Raw genomic sequence first — 18,677 nt, forward strand, 5'->3', positions numbered from 1 at the left:
GAGTGTCCACAACCTTCCTGGGGACAGGGGCGCGGCGATATTCGCCGAGCCGGTGGGCGCAGGCGGGAAATCTCATGTCGCATAACCGTAAATTCACCACTCGTGTTCTCGGCTTCACCGCGGCCATCGGCGCTTTCGTCGCCGTGCCGTTCGGTCTCTCGACCGCCACCGCGTCGGCCCACAACTGGGACGCCGTCGCGCAGTGCGAAAGCAGTGGCAACTGGTCCACCAACACCGGTAACGGCTTCGCAGGCGGGCTGCAGTTCACCCAGAGCACCTGGGAGGCCAACGGCGGCTCCGGCAGCCCCTCCAGCGCCAGCCGCGAAGAGCAGATCCGCGTCGCCGAGAACGTGCTCGCGACCCAGGGTCCGGGCGCCTGGCCCGTGTGCGGCGCCTACCTCTGATGCGCCACCGGCGCCTATCGCTGAGTTTCGGTAGGCGCCGGGCTAATTCTCGGCGGTAAATGCCGGGCGGCGATTACGCGTAATCGCCACAATCGCGTCGGACAATTCAGCGTCGAATTGTCCGGCCCGATTCAAAATTCACCGAATGCGGATTCGCGCGCTACTTCCGACGACGGACCCGCACCTCGGTCGCTGTCCGGTAACGGTGCTCAAGCGCGCCACAGCTGGTAACCGGCACGGGACAGCACGATGTTCGGCACCACCGCGTTGCGGGACAACCGGGTGATCGCCAGCACCATCTCGGCGATGTCACCGGTGGTGAGCATGGCGGACCGGTCGAGCACCTCCCGCTTCCACGCGGTCATATCGGTGTCGACGTAACCGGGGGACACCGCCGTCGCACTCACGCCGTTCCCGGACTCCTCCAGCGAAACCGTCTCGCAGAGCGAGATGAGCGCCGCCTTTGTCGCGCCGTACGCGGCGAGGCCCGCTTCCCCCGCGACTCCGGTGATCGACGCGAGCGCGACGATCTTCGCGCCGCGCTCGCGGTCGGTGCTCGCGCTCTTGCGCAGCAGCGGGAGCGCCGCCTGGATCAGGGTCAACGGCGCGCGGAAATTCACGTCGAGCATGCGCTCGTACGCCTTCGCGGGCAGGTCGGCCACGGCACCCGCCGTGCCGGTGCCCGCGCTCAGGACCAGCACGTTCATCCCACCGAAGCGTTCCTCGTGTGCCTGCGCCAGAGCGCGCACCTGATCGAGGTCGTTCATCTGCGCGACCACGGTGTGCACCTCGGCGCCCGTCTCCTCGCGCAGGCGCGCCGCGGTCTGCTCGAGGGTTTCAGGCGTGCGCGCGGCCAGCGTCAGGTGATAGCCCTCGCCCGCCAAGCGGCGCGCCACCTCCGCGCCGATTCCGCGCGACCCGCCGGTGACCAGTGCCGTGCGGGCGCTCATCCGAGGCGTTCGATGATCGTCGCGTTGGCCAGGCCACCCGCCTCGCACATCGTCTGCAGGCCGAAGCGGCCGCCGGTCTGCTCCAGGTGGTTGACCAGCGTCGACAGGATACGGGTGCCGGAGGCGCCCAGCGGGTGGCCGAGGGCGATCGCGCCGCCACGGGGGTTCAGCTTGTCCGGATCGGCGTTCACCTCTTGCCGCCAGACCAGCGGCACGGGCGCGAACGCTTCGTTCACCTCGTAGGCGTCGATGTCGTCGATGCTCAGTCCGGCGCGATCCAGCACCTTGCGCGTGGCCGGGATGACGGCCGTGAGCATGAGCAGCGGATCGTCGCCCACCACGGCGAACGAGTGGAAGCGGGCGCGCGGGCGCAACCCGAGCTTCGCCGCCGCCTCCTCGCTCATGATCAGCGCGGCGGAGGCGCCGTCGGTCAGCGGCGAGGAGTTGCCCGGGGTGATCGACCACTCGATCTCGGGGAAGCGCGCGGTGTACTGATCGTCGACGAAGGCCGGCCGCAGCTTCGCGAGGCTTTCGCCGGTGGTGGCGGGCCGGATGGTCTCGTCGGCAGTCAGCGTGCCCGCGGCGACCAATTCGTTGTCGAAGCCGCCCGCCGCCGCGGTCTCGGCCGCGAGCCGATGTGAGCGGGCCGCGAACTCGTCGAGCGCGGCGCGATCGAACTTCCACCGGGCGCTGATCACCTCGGCCGCGATGCCCTGCTGGATCAATCCCTCCGGGTACCGGTGCGCGAGCGGGCCGCGGTTGGCGTCCTTGCCCTGGCCGTTGGAGAACATCGGCGCGCGGCTCATCGACTCCACACCGCAGGCGATCGCGATGTCGTAGGCGCCCGCGATGACACCCTGCGCCGCGAAGTGCGCCGCCTGCTGGCTGGACCCGCACTGCCGGTCCACCGTGGTGGCGGGCACCGACTCCGGGAACCCGGCGGCCAGCGCGGCGGTCCTGCTGATGTTGAACGCCTGCTCCCCGCTCTGCGTGACGCATCCGCCGACCACATCGTCCACCAGCGCGGGATCGAGGTCGTTGCGGGCGACGAGTTCGGCGAGCACGCCCGCCAGCAGGGTGGCCGGATGCACTTCCGACAGGCCGCCGCCTGCCTTGCCCTTACCGGACGGTGTACGGACGACATCGACGATGACGGCGGACCCCATAGCCCTCTCCGATCAGTTAAGTTAACTGCCATTCACAGTGAAGTTAACACAGGTTCGCTCTCTCGGGTCAGGTCGGGTGGTGCTCACGTGGGATCGCGAACGCGGCGACGACGCAGCCCGCGGGATGAGCCCGGCGCGGGTGACGACTGTGACGGCGGTGCCGCGTCGACGCCCGCGAGCGCGTCGGCGACCCTGGTGTGCTCGGGCTCTGTCAGGCCGCGCCCAAGCGCAGCATCGAGCGCGCCCCGCGCTGGAACTCGAAGTCCACTTCGGCGATATCCGTTCGAATTCCTCCGGCGTGCAATGCCTTTCGGAGGCGATCGAGCAGGTCGTCCAGCGGCCCACCCGCGTGGTCGACGAGTGGGAACACCCGGACCTCGCCACGGCTCGATCGCGCCAGTTCCCGCAGCGTCGCCAAGTGGAAGTCGAAATCGAGGCGGTCGGCGTAGGTGAACAGCAGATGCGAACTCAGCACCAGGTCGAAGGCGCGATCGGGAAGATCGAGCGCGGGCAGGAGGCCGAAGCGGTAGCGCCACGGGTTGGCGCGCAGATCCTCGGCGAACCGGGCCGCGGCGGCTTCCCGCACCCGCCGATGGCCGTCCGGATCCCCGTAGAAATCCCAGACGTAGCGGTCGGCGGCGGCTGTCGTGTGGGACGTGCTGTGCTCGAGTTCCTCGGCCGCCAGAGCGGTCAGCTCCGCGGCGGGCAGCCGATAGACCGGATCCACCGCGACCACCCGCGCGCCGAGCGCGGCCGCCTCCACCGCGAAGCTCGCGGCGCCCCCGGGGCAGTCGAGGATCTCGCCACGCAGGTCGTCGCCGGTGAGCGCGAACATGGCCCGGTATTCGCTCAGCGATCGACCGGTCAGCAGATAGCCGCCCCCCTCGATCGACCCGTGCTCGTCTCCCATGCGTCGGACGGTAGCCACGACCGGCGCGCGACGCGAGCGAGTTTCCGGCTAGGGCCTGCCCTCACCGGCCGGCCGGACGGGATACAGGCGCTGAATCGTCAGCGCGGCCGCCAGTAACCGCGAGTCGTGCGGATCGGTGGGATCGACGCCGGTGAGTTCGGCGACGCGGCGCAAGCGATAGCTGAAGGTGTTGGGGTGCACGTGGATCTCGGCCGCCGCGGCTTTGCGGTCGGAGCCGTGGCGCAGGTGCGCGTCGAGCGCCTCGAGCAGGTGCGGACTGTCCAGAATGGGGGAGATGCGCTCGGCCAGCCGTGCGCGCGCGGTACCCGGTCTGGTGAGCTGGTATTCCAGCAGCAGGTCGTCGAGCCGGTAGACGCCCGCGGGCTTGCCGAGCAGCCGGGCGAGTTCGGCGAGGTCGGTGGCTTCCTTCGCGGTCCGGGCGATGGCGTCCCGCGGCACGGACGCGTATTCGGCGAGGAACACCGGCGCCCCGAAGTGCTCGGTCAGTTCCTCGGCCAGCCGGTGGTAGCGGGTGTCGTCGAGTTCGGCGTCGGAAGCGCTGGGCAGCAACGCGATTCCGGTCCAGCCGTCGAAAGTGGCCAGTGTGGTGGTGCCCGCGAGAGCGTCCAAGGCGCGGTGCAGCAGCCGGATGCGTCGCCGCCCGACGAGCGTGGCGACCGTGCTCGGCTGGTCGTGGTGGCGGATGTGGATCGCGAGCACCGTGTATTGCTCGGCGAGTGCGGTGTCCGCCCGCGCCGCCAGCTCGGCGGCGGGCAACCCGTGCAGCAGCGCCGAGCACAGGGCGCGACGCGCCTCTCGTTCGGCGTTGTAGATGGACTGCTCGACCTCGGTGTAGGCCTCGATGACGGTGATGTTGATCCGCATGAGCAGCTCGAGCAGCCTGCTGACGACCAGGACGAGTTCGTCGAGTTCTTCGCGGGAGGCCAGCGCGGCCGCCTCGTGGAGCACCGACTGCGCGGAGCCGTGCATGGCCTCGATCAGCACGGGCAACGGGAGCCGGTCCTCGGCGTGCCGCTCGGCCACCGGAGCGACGAACGTGGCGACCTCGGCCTGGGTGAAGCTGCGCTGTTCGCCGATCGCCTGGAGCACCGCGCGGCCGCAGGCGTAGATCGCCGGAAGCACCTCGGCCGTGAAGTGACCCTCCGGCAGGTCGGCGGCCGGAGGGGTGGTGCCGAGACCCGCGGCGAGCATGCGCTCGGCGATCTGAGGCCAGCGAGCCAGCAACCGGGCGACGAGCGGGGCGTCTCCGGCCACCGGGGACAACACGACGGACATGGGCCGATTGTTTCCGACCACACAAACGGCGGCAAGGCTACGGGCGCGGTCGCCCGAATTTTGGCTCCCGCGCCAATATTCCGAATGGAATGTTCTCCTCGCGGTGCAGTGACACCGACCCGGAGAGCGCCCTACATTCGAAAAGCGGCTCATAGATATGGCCCCGATCACATCTCCCTCCGAATGTGGCGCGGGATACATTCGGAGGCGGTGCAAGACGCACCGCCGAGTCGCGTTCGTTCGGTGCGAATGGAAGTGAACTCGATGTTGGCAATGATGCACAACGCTCGGCAGGCGATTCTCGGGGCCGCGGTGATCGCAGGGGTGACAATGGCGACCGCGCTCGGCGGCGGGATCGCGCACGCACAAGAGGAGATCGAACCGACCCAGCAGGCCCTCGCCGATTACATCAGCGCGGGTCTGAACCCCGCCCCGGACGGCAGGCAGCCGCGCGCGATCGTGGACGCAGGCAGTTCGTCGGGATGGGCGACCAGCGTCGCGTCCGACGCGTCCGGCGAAGGCCCGGAGCTGTCGGCGTATCTGGCCGCTTTCGGCTACGGGCTGACTCATCCCGACGCGGCTCCGCCCGGCGCCAACCGCTGGAACTGCGCGCCGTCCGCCGAACACCCGCGGCCGGTGGTGTTGCTGCACGGCACCTGGCTGAACGCCTATGACACCTTCGCCTCCCTGTCGCCGCGGCTGGCGCGCGCCGGATTCTGCGTGTTCGCCTTCAACTTCGGGCGATCCGGCCTGATGCAGGGCGGCGGCCTCGGACCGGTGCTGCCCGGGCGCTTCGGTGTGGGGCGGATGGAGGATTCGGCGGCGCAATTGCGGGACTTCATCGATCGTGTGCTGGGCGCGACCGGCGCACAGGCCGTCGACATCGTCGGGCATTCCCAGGGTGGAACGGTCGCCAACCATTATCTGAAATTCGAAGGCGGGCAGGGCAAAGTGGGCAAGCTGGTGAGCCTGGGCGCCACCCACCACGGCACCTCCCTCATGGGCATGGCGACGCTGGGCCGGATCATCAACAACCTGGGCGTCGATATCCTCGGGTTCTACGAGCCGCTGGTCGGCATCGCCAATATCCAGCAGGCGGTGGGCTCGTCGTTCTACGCCGGCCTGAACGCGCAGGGCGACACCGTGCCCGGCGTCGCGTACACGGCGATCGGCTCCCGGCACGACGAGGTCACCAACCCTTATCAATGGACATTCCTGCAGGCCGGTCCGGACGCGACGGTGGACAACGTCACACTGCAAGACGGGTGCGAGCAGGATATGTCCGACCACCTGACGATGATGTATTCCCCGCGGGCGGCCTCGATCGTGCTGCACGCGCTGGATCCGATCGCGCACCCGTCGCTGGAATGCACCTTCAACCCGTGGATGATCGGCGGCAACGGCAGCTTGTGAGCCACGCTGTCACTGCATCGGCGCGAGAATTCGTGACCGCTTGATTGGCGTGCGAGCCAATTCTTTTCCGGCCGCCGCATTGGTTGGGTGGAATACGGGCCACACCGCAGTCGTCGGCACGGCGGCGCCCGCGATCACGGCCGTGCCGTCGGAAAGGAAAACCGGATGAGTGTGGAACTCGAATGGGACGGCGGCCCGGTGCCGCCGGAGCCTGCGGCGTTCTCGGATCGGCCGATGTTGCCCGAAGACGATCCGTTCTACGTCCCACCGCCCGCGGTCGGGCGCTTGCGCCCCGGTGCGATCGTCCGCACGCGGGCGGTGGAGATCGGATTCTTCGGTCTTGTGCCGCAGCGTATCTCGGCTTGGCAGTTGCTCTATCGCACCTGTGATCTGCACGGTGTGCCGGAGGTCGCGGTGACCACGGTGCTGCTGCCGTGGGGCGCGGATCCGGCCGAGCCGCGCCCGCTGGTCTCCTTCCAGTGCGCGATCGACGCGGTCGCCTCGAAATGCCTGCCCTCGTATTCGCTTCGGCGCGGAGCGCGGGCGGCCGGTTCGATTCCGCAGCTCGAGCTGCCGCTGATCGTCAGCGCCCTGGCGCGGGGCTGGGCGGTGTCGGTTCCGGATCACGGCGGAACGGCCGGCCGGTTCGGGGTGGCCAGGGAGCCGGGATATCGCGCGCTGGACGCGGTCCGCGCCGCCCTCGCCTTCCCGCCGTTGGGTCTGGATCCGGCTACACCTATTGCGCTGTGGGGATATTCGGGCGGGGGATTGGCCACCGCCTGGGCCGCGGAGGCGGCCGCCGAGTACGCGCCCGAGTTGAATCTCGTCGGCGCGGTGGCCGGGTCGCCGGTGGGTGATCCGGCGGCCGCGTTCGTCCGGCTCAACGGCACGCTCTTCGCGGGATTCGCGGCCGTCTTCACCGCCGGACTGCGCCGGGGGTACCCCGAATTGGACCGCATGCTGCGCGCCCACCTGGACGCGCGGTATCTGGGCTGGCTGGCCGAGACCGAGACCACCGCGACGTTCCCGCTGCTGTATCGCTTCGCCCGGCGCGACATCGACAAACACAGTGGCGCGGGGCTCGCCGCCATGATCGAGCAGGACGGGGTGCGGCGGATCCTCGACGACATCCACCCCGGCCGCCGGGCGCCCGCCATGCCCATGCTCGTGCTGCAAGGCGTGCACGACGAGGTGATCGCGGCCGCCGACGTCGACGGCCACGTCGCGCGCTACGTCGAAGCGGGCGTCCACGTGCGCTACCTGCGCGATCGGCTCAGCACCCATCTGTTGTTGCAGTTCCTCGCGCGGCCGGTGATGGTCGACTGGCTCGCCGGTCGCTTCACCGGCCGCGAGCTGCCCGCGGCCGGTACGTGGACCCGGTGGTCGCTCGCCTTCGCCGGTCCGGCGCTGAGCGGTCACCTGAGTTTCGCGGCCCTGCTCGCCCGCATGTGGCTGGGGCGGCCGATCCGTGGAGCGCGCCCGCCGGTGATGGCGCGCCCCCGACCGCGACGCCCGTCCGTCCTTTCCGCCGCCCTCCGCAATCCGTTGTCCTGACCTCTGCTCGCGCCGGCGAGTGCCGCTGAGCTGGCCTGATCCCGCACCGGCACGCCGTGCGGACGAGATTCGGGCGTCGCCTCACAAAGGTGTCCGTTTTGCTCTAGCGTGAGCACGGTTGGTGCCGAGAGGGGTCGTGGATGCTGAGTGTGGCGCAATTGCGGGACCGGGTCGACACCGGCGAGATCGACACGGTGCTGGTCGCCATGACCGATATGCAGGGGCGACTGCAAGGAAAGCGCTGCGCGGCACGTTATTTCCTGGACGAGGTGGTCGAGCACGCCACCGAGGCGTGCGGGTACCTGCTCGCGGTGGACGTCGACATGACCACCGTCGACGGGTACGCGCTGTCGTCCTGGGAGACCGGGTACGGGGACGTCGTGCTGCGACCGGATCTGCGGACGCTGCGGACGACGCCGTGGTGGCCGGGCACGGCGCTGGTGCTGTGCGACGTCGAGCACGTGGTGCCGCAACGGCCTGTGCCCGCCTCGCCGCGGCAGGTGCTGCGCAAACAGCTCGACCGGCTGGCCGAGCGCGGCCTGCACGCGTTCGTCGGGACCGAACTCGAGTTCCTGGTGTTCGACGACAGCTACGAGGCGGCCTGGAACGCCGGGTATCGCGGGCTGACGCCGGCCAACCAGTACAACGTGGACTACTCGATGCTGGGCACCGGGCGGATCGAGCCATTGCTGCGCCGCATCCGCAAGGAGATGGACGGCGCCGGAATGTATGTCGAGTCGGCCAAGGGCGAATGCAACCCCGGCCAGCACGAGATCGCCTTCCGATTCGACGAAGCCCTGGTCACCTGCGACAACCACAGCATCTACAAGACCGGCGCGAAGGAGATCGCGGCCCAGGAGCGGCGCAGCTTGACGTTCATGGCGAAATACAATGAACGCGAGGGCAATTCCTGCCACATCCACCTAAGCCTGCGCGACGACGCGGGCAAGCCCGTATTCGCGGGTGACGGGGCGGAGGGCATGTCGCCGCTGATGCGGCATTTCATCGCGGGCCAGCTGGACTGCCTGCGTGAGTTCACCTACCTGCTGGCGCCGAACATCAACTCCTACAAGCGGTTCGCCGCCGGTAGCTTCGCGCCCACCGCGATCGCGTGGGGGCGGGACAATCGCACCTGTGCCATCCGCGTGGTGGGCGAGGACCATTCGCTGCGGTTCGAGAACCGGGTGCCCGGCGGCGACGTGAACCCGTACCTGGCCGTGGCCGCCCTGATCGCGGCGGGACTGCACGGCATCGATCGCCGGCTGCCGCTGGAGCCGGAGTTCCGCGGCAACGCCTACCACTCCGAACGCCCCCGGGTGCCGCGGACACTGCGCGAAGCGGCCCAGCTGTTCTCCGGCAGCACGGTGGCCCGCGCGGCCTTCGGTGATGATGTAGTGGAGCACTACCGCAACGCGGCGCGGGTCGAGCTGGACGCCTACGACGCCGCGGTCACCGACTGGGAGCGTATCCGTGGTTTCGAACGACTCTGAGGTCGCGGGAGCCCGTCCCGTGATCGGCCTTCCCACCTATGTGGAGCGGACCCGGTTCAACGCGTGGGATCTGCCGAGCGCGGTCCTGCCGCACGCCTACGTCGAGATGGTGGCGGCCGCGGGCGGCATCCCGGTGTTGCTGCCGCCCGCGGGCGTCGCGCGTCCCGAGCTGGTGCGGCGGCTCGACGGATTGGTGCTGACCGGCGGCGCGGACGTGGATCCCGCTCGCTACGGTGTCTCTTCGGCGGGGATACCCGGCTACACCAGGCCCGACCGCGACGAGTCGGAGTTCGGCCTGTTCGAGCTGGCCAGGGCCGCGGGCCTGCCGATTCTCGCGGTGTGCCGCGGCCTGCAACTGGCGAATGTCGCGCTCGGCGGCACGCTGATCCCGCATCTGCCCGATGTCGTCGGTCACGAGGAGCACTCCGGCGTCGAGGGCGGGTTCACCGCCACCCGGGTGCTGACGATCGCGGGCAGCCGCGTCGCCCGCCTGGCCGGTCCGGAGCTGAAGGTGCACTGCCACCATCACCAGGCCGTCGACCGGCTGGCCGAGGGCCTGACCGCCACCGCGTACGCCGCCGACGGCACGATCGAGGCTGTGGAATCCACCGAGGGGGCGTTCCTGGTCGGTGTGCAGTGGCACCCGGAGGCCGACGTCACCGATCGCCGGTTGGTCCGGGCACTCGTGGTAGCGGCGGAGACTTATGGAAGGGAGCGCGACCGGTGACGACAGCGCAGGTGATCAATCCGGCGACCGAGCAGGTGGTCACCACCGTGGAACTCGCCGGGGAAGCGGAGACCGACGCCGCCATCGCCCGCGCCCAGCACGCCGCGACCGCGTGGCGGGAGGTGGCGCCGGGGGACCGGGCGCGATTGCTGCGCCGGTTCGCCGAGGTGGTCGAGTCGGATCTGGAGCACCTCGCCGGGCTCGAGGTGGTCAATTCCGGGCACACCATCGGCAACGCGCGATGGGAGGCGGGCAACGTCCGCGATGTCCTGCACTACGCGGCCGGAATGCCGGAACGACTGCTGGGAAACCAGATTCCGGTGGCGGGCGGGGTCGACATCACCTTCCACGAACCGCTCGGCGTCGTCGGGGTGATCGTGCCGTGGAACTTCCCGATGCCGATCGCCGCGTGGGGCTTCGCGCCCGCGCTCGCCGCGGGCAACACCGTCGTGCTGAAACCCGCCGAGGTCACGCCGCTGACCGCCCTGCGGCTCGGCGAACTCGCGCTCGAGGCGGGCCTGCCCGAGGGCGTGTTCCAGGTGCTGCCCGGCAAGGGGTCGGTGGTGGGGCAGCGCTTCGTCACCCACCCGGCCGTCCGCAAGGTGGTGTTCACCGGCTCCACCGAGGTCGGCACGCAGATCATGGCCGGCTGCGCGCGGCAGGTGAAGCGGGTGACGCTCGAATTGGGCGGCAAGAGCGCGAACATCGTCTTCGCCGACGCCGATCTGGAGCAGGCGGCGGCGACCGCGCCCTACGGCGTCTTCGACAACGCCGGGCAGGACTGTTGTGCCCGATCCCGCATCCTGGTGCAGCGCAGCGTGTTCGACCGCTTTCTCGAACTGCTGGAACCCGCGGTGCGCGGTGTGCGGGTCGGTGACCCGTCCGACGAGTCCACCGAGATGGGCCCGCTCATCTCGGCCGCGCACCGCGAGCGCGTCGCCGCGTTCGTGCAGCCGTCCACCGAAGTCGCGTTCACCGGCAGCGCGCCCGACGGACCGGGATTCTGGTATCCACCGACCGTGGTGCTGCCCGGGGCTGCGACCGACCGGGTGCTCACCGAGGAGGTCTTCGGCCCGGTGGTCGCGGTGCTCCCGTTCGAGGACGAGGCCGACGCGCTGCGCATCGCCAACGACACGAATTACGGCTTGTCCGGCTCGATCTGGACCCGGGACGTCGGCCGGGCGCTGCGCGTGGCCCGCGGTGTGGAGGCGGGCAACCTGTCGGTGAATTCGCATTCGTCCGTGCGCTATTGGACGCCGTTCGGCGGTTTCAAGCAGTCCGGGCTCGGGCGCGAACTCGGCCCGGACGCGGCGCTGGCGTTCACCGAGACCAAGAACGTCTTCCTCGCCACGCAGTGACACCCGCCCATCCGACAGGAGATACGTTGCAGCGCTTACAGGATCGAGTCGCCGTCGTCACCGGCGGCGGGAGCGGTATCGGTCTGGCCACGGTCCGTCGCTTCGCGGCGGAGGGTGCGAAGGTCGTGGTCGCGGATATCGACGCCGGGAGCGGCGAAGCGGCCGCCGAGGAGGTCGGCGGGCGGTACGTCCAGGTGGACGTCACCGAGGAAGCGCAGGTCGAGGCGTTGTTCCAGACCGCGGTCGACACCTACGGCGGGTTGGACATCGCGTTCAACAACGCGGGCATCTCTCCGCCGGAGGACGATTCGATCCTGACCACCGGCATCGACGCGTGGCGGCGCGTCCAGGAGGTCAACCTGACCTCCGTGTATCTGTGCAGCAAGTACGCCATCGGGCACATGCTCGAGCGCGGCAAGGGCTCGGTGATCAACACCGCCTCCTTCGTCGCGGTGATGGGCGCGGCGACCTCGCAGATCTCCTACACCGCCTCCAAGGGCGGCGTGCTGGCGATGAGCCGGGAACTGGGAGTGCAGTTCGCCCGCAACGGTATCCGGGTGAACGCGCTGTGCCCGGGACCGGTGAACACCCCTCTTCTCCAGGAGCTGTTCGCCAAGGACCCCGAGCGCGCCGCACGGCGTCTGGTACACGTTCCGCTCGGGCGGTTCGCCGAACCCGAGGAGATCGCCGCCGCCGTCGCTTTCCTCGCCAGCGACGATTCCTCCTTCATCACCGCGTCGCAGTTCCTGGTCGACGGCGGCATCGCGGGCGCGTACGTGACGCCGCTGTAGGACCGGGACCTATTTCGGCGCTCCCAAGCGCGCGCCGCCGTCGACGCGCATCACGATTCCGGTGGTGAACGAATTCCCCACCAGGAATTCGATCGCCTGTGCCACGTCGTCGGCGGTGCCGACGCGCCCGACCGGTGTGGCCGCGGCGATCGAGTCGAAGACCTCGGCGCGCGCGCCGTCGGGCAGGAAGCTCCACCATTCGGTGTCGATCACGCCGGGGGAGACCGCGTTCACACGCAGGGGCGCCAGTTCGACGGCCAGCACCGGAACCATCGCTTCCACCGCCGAATTCACCGCGGCCAGCGCCGCTGTGGTCGGCATCGAGCCGCCCGCCGATGCCGCCGACACCAGCGTGATCGAACCGCGCTGCGCCAGATGGGGCAGCGCCGCCTGCACCACGGCGGTGTGCGCGAGGAGTTTGCCCTCGACGTGCTCGCGCAGGTGGTCGAGTGCGAGTTCGCGGAATGGAGTCGTGCCCGGCGGGCCGGTCACGGTGACCACCACATGGTCGATCGGCCCGAGTTCGGTGAAGAAACGGGCCAGCTCGGCCTCGTCACGCGCGTCGACGGTCCGGCCGGTGACGTTCTCGCCGAGCTCGGCGAGCGCGGCCTCGAGCCTGCCCGCGTCGCGACCCGCGATGACCACGTCGTGCCCTCCGGAGGCGAACCTGCGCGCCGCGGCCAGGCCGATGCCCGACGTTCCGCCGACGATGACTACTCGGTTGCGCACAACATCCTCCTGAATTTCGAAGCTCTGTGTCTCGAAATATAATCGAGGCACGATGTCTTGTAAAGTGTCGGCATGACCGGAACCCGCGGCCGTCCGCGCAGTGAGGACACCAGGCGCGCGATCCTGCGTGCCGCCCTGGAACTGTCCGCCCGCGACGGCTATCAGGACCTCACGATCAAGGCGATCGCCGACGCGGCGGGCGCGGGCAGGCAGACGGTGTATCGCTGGTGGCCGGACAAGGCCTCGGTGCTCATGGAGGCGCTCGTCGGGCTGGCCGAGGAGAACCCGGCGTTGCTGGGGCACGCCGAGTCCGCCGACGTGCTCGCGGAGGTCGAAAGTCTGCTCACCGCGACCTATGAACTCGCCCGCGAACTGACGGGGCAGGCGCTGGTCGGTCTGATGGCCGATGCGCAGCGTGATCCCGTGCTCTCGAAGCGATTGCAGGAGACCGTGATCGGGCCACGGCGCGCCACGCTGCGTACGCTGCTGCGAAGGGGTGTGGACAACGGGGAGTTCACCGAGGTGGTGCCGTTGGATCTCGTGGTGGATTTCGCGTTCGGAGCCATGTGGTACCGGCTGTTGAGTCGGCACGCTCCGGTCGACGGTGCGCTGGCGCGTGAAGTCACGGCCGGAGTCGCCGCCATGCTCGGCCGGGAGTGATAGCGCCGCTGATCGGCGGACGGCCGGAGTGGCGGCCACGAAGCCGGGCCGATAGCCGCGGTGGCGGCGATTTGTTGTGACTGACATCACAATTAGCGGATTCATCGCAGGTCAGCGCGACCGCTTCGGTGGGTTTCTCGGGTCCGGGACTGTTTGCCGGGGGTTGATCCTGGGTAACGGTCTGTTTCGTGCCACACCTTCGGTTCTCGTAGCCCGAGGTGGAACGAACCGAGGTCCGTGGACGGACTGGAGAGGACGTGCACGTGACCGACCGGACATCGGAGAGTTTCCCGCTGCGGCGTTCCGTGGCGGCTTCCGCCATGGGCAACGCGACGGAGTGGTTCGACTACGGCGTCTACGCCGCCACCGCGACCTACCTGACCGACGCCTTCTTCCCCGGGGAATTGGGCACGCTCGGCACCATGCTCGGCTTCGCCATCTCGTTCGTCCTGCGGCCGCTCGGCGGCATGGTGTGGGGACCGCTCGGTGACCGGATCGGCCGCAAAGCCGTGCTGGCCACCACGATCCTGCTCATGGCCGCCGCCACCGGAGCCATCGGCGTACTACCCACCCACGCGTCCGTCGGTGTGCTGGCCCCGGTTCTGCTGATCCTGCTGCGCGTGGTGCAGGGCTTCTCGACCGGTGGCGAATACGGCGGTGCCGCAACGTATCTCGCCGAATGCGCGACCGACCGCAAACGCGGTTTCCTCGGCAGTTTCCTGGAGTTCGGCACGCTCGCCGGCTTCGTCGGAGGTTCCGCGACCGTGCTGGCCTTCCAGCTCGCGCTCGGTTCGGACACCATGCACGAATGGGGCTGGCGCATCCCGTTCCTGATCGCCATCCCGCTCGGCCTGACCGGCTGGTACCTGCGTGCCAAGCTGGAGGAGAGCCCGGTGTTCACCGAAGTCGCCGAGCACAAGCGTCCGGCCGGTGGCCTGCGCGAAGTGCTGACCACCTATCGGCGCGAGACGCTCACGCTGGCCGGACTGGTGGTCGCGCTGAACGTGGTGAACTACACGCTGCTCACCTACCAGCCCACCTATCTGCAGAACACCATCGGTATGGGGGAGTCGGCCACCACCGCGATGATGCTGCTCGGGCAGCTGGTGATGATGGTGGTGCTGCCGTTCTTCGGCAGGCTGTCCGACAGTGTCGGCCGGCGCCCGATGTGGTTGTTCTCCCTGATGGGTCTTGCCGTGCTCGCGGTGCCGATGTACTGGCTGATTGGGCAGGGCACCGCGTGGGCCATCATCGGCTTCATCGTGCTCGGACTGCTGTACGTGCCGCAGCTGTCCACCATCAGCTCCACCTTCCCCGCGATCTTCCCGACCCATGTCCGGTACGCGGGTTTCGCGCTGGCCTACAACGTCTCCACCGCGGTCTTCGGCGGCACCGCCCCGCTGCTCAACGAGGCCGTCATCGAGGCGACCGGCTGGACACTGTTCCCCGCCCTCTACATGGTCGGCGCCTCCCTGATCGGCCTGGTCGCCTGGAACTACCTGCGCGAGACCGCGGGCACCTCGCTACGCGGCACCGAGGTCCCCGACGCGGGCGAGCCCACCCCGGACCCGGACCTCCCCGCCCAGCCCGCGTTCTGAACACGCCGGACGCGCCACCGCGCGGCCTGATGCGACTCCGACTTGTGGGACGTTGTCCTAGTGCGTCTCGGCACTCGGCGGAGAATTCCAGCGGACTTCGCCGGAAGCCACCGCGGTCGGGACCATTCGGTCAGGCCGAGGGCGACTCGTCGTCCGCGGGCCAGCCGTCCTCGATGACCAGGCGACCGTCTCGCAGCGCGGTCGCGTACTGGTCGGCCACCAGGTCGGCAGGGTAGGTCGGCCAGTAGGAGACCGCGCCGGTGGGCTTGTCGATGACGCAGACCGACCCGCCGACGATCACCGGCGGACTGGCCGGATCGGCCTGCGGCGGGCGGGGGAAGGTGGCGACGGCGACGAAGCAGGTGTCGAACTCGCTCAGGTGGTAACTGATTCCGCGATCGGCGTAGTCGCCGTTGGCCAAGTGGTGGTCGGCGATCCGGTGTGCTTCGGTCAGGTCCACCGGTGTGGTCGCCTCGGTCGGGTAGGCGTGGATGTCCATGTGTCGATGGCAGCTGGGAGTGGCCGCCCGCTCCTTCCGGGTCTCTGGATAGCACGGTGGCGGCTCGGCGCAAGCCGGTTTCCGGTCAGTCGAACCGGATAGTGGACAACATCTTGCGGGCCAGGGCCTCCGGATCGGAATCGGCGGCCAGTGATGAATTATGCAGTGCCCCTTCGCGCCACAACGAAGCGAAGCCGTGCACCAGCGACCATGCGGCGAGTTGGGTCGCCTGCTGCCGGTCGTGGCGGTGGCCCGGTTGGAGGTCCGCGACGCCGGAGCGCAGCGCCAGCGCGGACCGTTCGCGCGCGGCGTGCAACGCCGCGTCCTCCGCGTGCAAGAGGCTGTGCCGGAACATCACGTCGAAGTGCCCGGGGTGCTCGCGCGCGAAGCGGATGTATGCCACCGCGACCTCGCGGAAGTCCCCGCCTGCTCGTGCGAGCTGTTCGGCCAGCAACTCGAAACCCTCGGTGGCCAACGCGGTGAGCAGACCGGCTCGATCGCCGAAGTGGTGGGCGGGCGCGGCGTGTGAGACGCCCGCGTGCCGGGCCAGGTTGCGCAGCGAGAGCGCGTCCACGCCGTCGGCGGCGATCCGCTCGGCGGCCGCGGTCAGCAGCGCCGCGCGGAGATCTCCGTGGTGGTAGCCGTCCTTCGCCATCCCTCGATGGTGACCGATCATCTTGACATTGACAAGTTTGCGGCGCCGAGCCTAATCTTTCCACTGTCAAGATTGTTCTCGATGCACAGGAGATCCGATGGCCCCGCTGGTTGTCCTCGTCGCCGTCACCGCACTCGCCCGGCTCGTCGGCCGGCTGATCGGCAACGGCTGGCTCGATTCGTGGGCGCACGCGACCGCACTCGGCCTGGCCGCGATGCTCGTCCTCACGGCGAGCGCGCACTTCCTCCAGCCACGCCGTGACGCCCTGATCGCCATGGTGCCGCCGCGGCTGCCGAACGCGCCCGCGCTGGTGACGCTGACCGGCGTCCTGGAATCGGCGGCCGCGGTCGGCGTGCTGATCCCGGCCACCGCCGACCTGGCCGCGGCCTGCCTGATCGCCTTGCTGCTGGCCCTGTTCCCCGCGAACATCCGCGCCGCTCGCGCGGAACTGGGCATCAAGACCATGCCGCTGCCGCTGCGGGGTCTGGTTCAGGTGCTCTTCATCGCGGCCTGCGTGGTCGTCATCATCGGGTGAACATGCGAAAGACCCGCTCACACATTCGAATTCGATGTGCGAGCGGGTCTTTCGCGTGGTCGGGGTTCAGTTGCCGCGCAGCGCCTTCGCGATGGTGCGGCGCATGAACGGCCGCGCCAGATCCTCCGGCAGGTTCGCCCAGGCCAGGAAGAACCGCGTCAGAGGGTCGAGGGCGATATGGTGATGCCCGCGTTCCATTCCCCGCACCGCGGCCTCGGCGACCCGTTGGGCCGACATCGGCTCGATCGACCCGGTGATCGCCTTGGTCTCCACCGGCTTTCGCTGGTTCTCCATCGCCAGCCCCGGCGTGTCGGTGTCGGCCGGATAGATCACCGTGACGTCCACGCCCTTCGGCTCGACCTCGTAGCGCAGGCACAACGCCAGCTGCCGGATACTCGCCTTGGTGGGTCCATAACCGGTGTAGCCGGTGATCCCGAGAAACGCCGATGTCGAGCTGACCAGCAGGATCTTCCCGCCGCCCCGCTGCACCATCCCCGGAAGCACCCGGCGCACCGCGTGCACCGCGCCGAGATAGTTCGCCGACATCTGCACCTCGAACTCGTCGGCGTCCACTTCGAGGAACCGTCCGGGCAGGGCGAGTCCCGCGCAGCAGGCGATGACGTCGCACGGCCCGTTGCGCTGCTCCAATTCCTCGATGGCCGGATCGAGTTGGTCCGGACGGGTCACGTCCGCGGCGGCCCAGTCCGCACCCAATCGTTTCGCGGTGTCGCGCAGCGGAACCTTCCGGCGCGCGATGATGGAGACCTGCGCGCCACGCCGCGCGAAGACCTCCGCCACCGCGGCGCCGATCCCTTCCGATCCGCCGGTGACGATGACGTGCTTACCGACCCAGTCCCTGACCCGTGCCATCCGTGACCTCAGGCTCGGCTCGCGGTGACGATATCGGCGATCCGATCCCGCCACAGCAGGTAGGTGCCGGAGGTGCCGTCGTCGGGCAGGTCGTCGAGCGAACTCTCGATCAGCGCGTCGGTCTCGGCGACGCTGGTCCCGCAGAAGACCTGCGCCGCCGCCTCGCTGTGCTCGTTGACGCTGTTGGTCTGCTGCCGGATGCGCGCGACCATGGCCGAGCCCAGCGACAGCTGCGGCCGGAACTCACCGGCCACATCCCAGAGTTCCTCCATGGCAGCCGGTTGCACGCCGCCCGCGAACGTGACGGCGATGCCGACGCCGCTCCACAGATCGGCGTGCCGCTTCGGGTCGAACTCGCCGATCAGGCGCACGACACCGGCCGGATTGCCGCCGCCGATGAACCACAGCGCGCGGCCCATGCCCTGATCGGCGATGCGCTTCAAGTTGTCCCGGTCACCGAGCCAGCCGGGGTAGCGGGTCTCGACGTGCTTGTCCCGCACATAGCGCTGCATCCGGAAGAACGCCTTGTAGAAGCCGTACCCGTCGATGGCCAGCCAGCGGAACAGCGGGTGCTGCGGAAACAGCTTCTTCCAGCGGAGCTTCGGGATCTTCGCCATCGCGAGGCCGACACCCACGTACATGGTCAGGGCGTAATCACCGGCCGGGCCGTCGATCAGATCGGCGGCGCGCCGGCCGGGCGACAGCGAGTCGATCGCGGTGAGGCCGACCGCCGCGCCTTCGTAGGCGAAACCGCGGTATTTCGGCGGCACCTGGAGCAGCGCGGCGATCAGTTCGTCGTTGTCCGAGCTGCGGACCGCGGAGTCGATGCCGCCGACCAGGTGCATGGTCACCTGCTCGAGTTCCAGCGCGGTGTGCTGGTCGGGCTGCTCGAATCCGCTGAGCACCGTGCGGACACTGGCCGGACTGGGGACGAAGAGGGCCGCGCGCAGCGGACCCAACGGCGAGGGCATGGAGTTCTCCAATCGTCGGGAGGAGTCTCGGGCCCGGTGCGGGAGCGCCGTGTGGGCGACGCACACCAGGATCGGCGGGGGATTCGGCGAGACGGACGTGA

19 protein-coding genes are annotated in these 18,677 nt (G+C 69.3%); 10 read left to right on the forward strand and 9 right to left on the reverse strand.

Annotation, left to right across the window (positions count from 1 at the left end; genetic code table 11):
- The first annotated feature begins 74 nt into the window (after positions 1-74).
- On the forward strand, positions 75-404 hold the full coding sequence (locus NG1_RS08550; protein WP_062969504.1) for a transglycosylase family protein: 330 nt from the start codon (positions 75-77) through the stop codon (positions 402-404).
- Between the two features lie 209 nt (positions 405-613).
- Here the strand turns inward: NG1_RS08550 and NG1_RS08555 are convergent, their stop codons facing one another.
- The 4 genes from NG1_RS08555 to NG1_RS08570 form a co-directional block, all read right to left on the reverse strand.
- Complete coding sequence (locus NG1_RS08555) at positions 614-1,354, reverse strand: SDR family NAD(P)-dependent oxidoreductase (RefSeq protein WP_062969505.1); 741 nt, start codon at positions 1,352-1,354, stop codon at positions 614-616.
- Positions 1,351-2,520 (reverse strand): thiolase family protein, encoded by a 1,170-nt coding sequence (locus NG1_RS08560; protein ID WP_062969506.1) that lies wholly within the window; start codon positions 2,518-2,520, stop codon positions 1,351-1,353. Before NG1_RS08560 ends, NG1_RS08555 begins: the two co-directional genes overlap by 4 nt.
- Before the next feature lie 211 nt (positions 2,521-2,731).
- Positions 2,732-3,430, reverse strand: a complete 699-nt coding sequence (locus NG1_RS08565) for a hypothetical protein (RefSeq protein WP_062969507.1) — start codon at positions 3,428-3,430, stop codon at positions 2,732-2,734.
- A gap of 48 nt (positions 3,431-3,478) precedes the next feature.
- On the reverse strand, positions 3,479-4,726 hold the full coding sequence (locus tag NG1_RS08570) for a PucR family transcriptional regulator (RefSeq protein WP_062969508.1): 1,248 nt from the start codon (positions 4,724-4,726) through the stop codon (positions 3,479-3,481).
- Positions 4,727-4,999: 273 nt separating this feature from the next.
- Here NG1_RS08570 and NG1_RS08575 point away from each other — a divergent pair, with 273 nt between their 5' ends.
- The 6 genes from NG1_RS08575 to NG1_RS08600 all read left to right on the forward strand — a co-directional run bounded on the left by NG1_RS08575 (position 5,000) and on the right by NG1_RS08600 (position 12,059).
- Complete coding sequence (locus tag NG1_RS08575) at positions 5,000-6,139, forward strand: lipase family alpha/beta hydrolase (protein WP_062969602.1); 1,140 nt, start codon at positions 5,000-5,002, stop codon at positions 6,137-6,139.
- Between the two features lie 165 nt (positions 6,140-6,304).
- Positions 6,305-7,693, forward strand: coding sequence for a lipase family protein (locus NG1_RS08580; RefSeq protein ID WP_062969509.1), 1,389 nt, complete (start codon positions 6,305-6,307; stop codon positions 7,691-7,693).
- A 140-nt stretch (positions 7,694-7,833) separates the two neighbouring features.
- On the forward strand, positions 7,834-9,183 hold the full coding sequence (locus NG1_RS08585) for a glutamine synthetase family protein (protein ID WP_062969510.1): 1,350 nt from the start codon (positions 7,834-7,836) through the stop codon (positions 9,181-9,183).
- Between the two features lie 19 nt (positions 9,184-9,202).
- Positions 9,203-9,910, forward strand: coding sequence for a gamma-glutamyl-gamma-aminobutyrate hydrolase family protein (locus NG1_RS08590; protein ID WP_245659838.1), 708 nt, complete (start codon positions 9,203-9,205; stop codon positions 9,908-9,910).
- A complete protein-coding gene (locus NG1_RS08595; RefSeq protein WP_062969512.1) occupies positions 9,907-11,268 on the forward strand; it encodes an aldehyde dehydrogenase family protein in 1,362 nt (453 codons plus the stop codon). Before NG1_RS08590 ends, NG1_RS08595 begins: the two co-directional genes overlap by 4 nt.
- Positions 11,265-12,059: a 3-oxoacyl-ACP reductase gene (locus NG1_RS08600; protein WP_373686133.1), complete on the forward strand. Its 795-nt coding sequence runs from the start codon at positions 11,265-11,267 to the stop codon at positions 12,057-12,059. Before NG1_RS08595 ends, NG1_RS08600 begins: the two co-directional genes overlap by 4 nt.
- Positions 12,060-12,068: 9 nt before the next feature.
- Here NG1_RS08600 and NG1_RS08605 read toward each other — a convergent pair whose 3' ends face one another.
- Positions 12,069-12,788: an SDR family oxidoreductase gene (locus NG1_RS08605; protein WP_062969514.1), complete on the reverse strand. Its 720-nt coding sequence runs from the start codon at positions 12,786-12,788 to the stop codon at positions 12,069-12,071.
- Between the two features lie 72 nt (positions 12,789-12,860).
- On the opposite strand from NG1_RS08605, the gene NG1_RS08610 reads away from it, so the two are divergent.
- Positions 12,861-13,448 carry a TetR/AcrR family transcriptional regulator gene (locus NG1_RS08610; RefSeq protein WP_062969515.1) on the forward strand — a complete coding sequence of 196 codons (588 nt, stop codon included), beginning with the start codon at positions 12,861-12,863 and terminating at the stop codon, positions 13,446-13,448.
- Between the two features lie 320 nt (positions 13,449-13,768).
- Positions 13,769-15,046: an MFS transporter gene (locus NG1_RS08615; RefSeq protein WP_062969603.1), complete on the forward strand. Its 1,278-nt coding sequence runs from the start codon at positions 13,769-13,771 to the stop codon at positions 15,044-15,046.
- A gap of 130 nt (positions 15,047-15,176) precedes the next feature.
- On the opposite strand, the gene NG1_RS08620 is transcribed toward NG1_RS08615, so the two are convergent.
- Together NG1_RS08620 and NG1_RS08625 are read right to left on the reverse strand one after the other, a co-directional pair.
- On the reverse strand, positions 15,177-15,545 hold the full coding sequence (locus NG1_RS08620) for an SUKH-4 family immunity protein (RefSeq protein WP_062969516.1): 369 nt from the start codon (positions 15,543-15,545) through the stop codon (positions 15,177-15,179).
- Positions 15,546-15,630: 85 nt separating this feature from the next.
- A complete protein-coding gene (locus NG1_RS08625; protein WP_062969517.1) occupies positions 15,631-16,200 on the reverse strand; it encodes a TetR/AcrR family transcriptional regulator in 570 nt (189 codons plus the stop codon).
- A gap of 97 nt (positions 16,201-16,297) precedes the next feature.
- Here NG1_RS08625 and NG1_RS08630 point away from each other — a divergent pair, with 97 nt between their 5' ends.
- The gene (locus tag NG1_RS08630) at positions 16,298-16,735 is read left to right on the forward strand and encodes a DoxX family protein (protein ID WP_062969518.1); all 438 of its coding nucleotides are present in this window, start codon (positions 16,298-16,300) and stop codon (positions 16,733-16,735) included.
- A gap of 66 nt (positions 16,736-16,801) precedes the next feature.
- Here NG1_RS08630 and NG1_RS08635 read toward each other — a convergent pair whose 3' ends face one another.
- Complete coding sequence (locus NG1_RS08635; RefSeq protein ID WP_062969519.1) at positions 16,802-17,605, reverse strand: SDR family oxidoreductase; 804 nt, start codon at positions 17,603-17,605, stop codon at positions 16,802-16,804.
- 8 nt (positions 17,606-17,613) lie between these two features.
- Positions 17,614-18,576: a DUF1702 family protein gene (locus NG1_RS08640; protein ID WP_168434135.1), complete on the reverse strand. Its 963-nt coding sequence runs from the start codon at positions 18,574-18,576 to the stop codon at positions 17,614-17,616.
- Positions 18,577-18,677: the final 101 nt, after the last annotated feature.

The sequence above is a fragment of the Nocardia gamkensis NBRC 108242 genome (assembly GCF_001612985.1).
Classification (GTDB): Bacteria; Actinomycetota; Actinomycetes; order Mycobacteriales; family Mycobacteriaceae; genus Nocardia; species Nocardia gamkensis.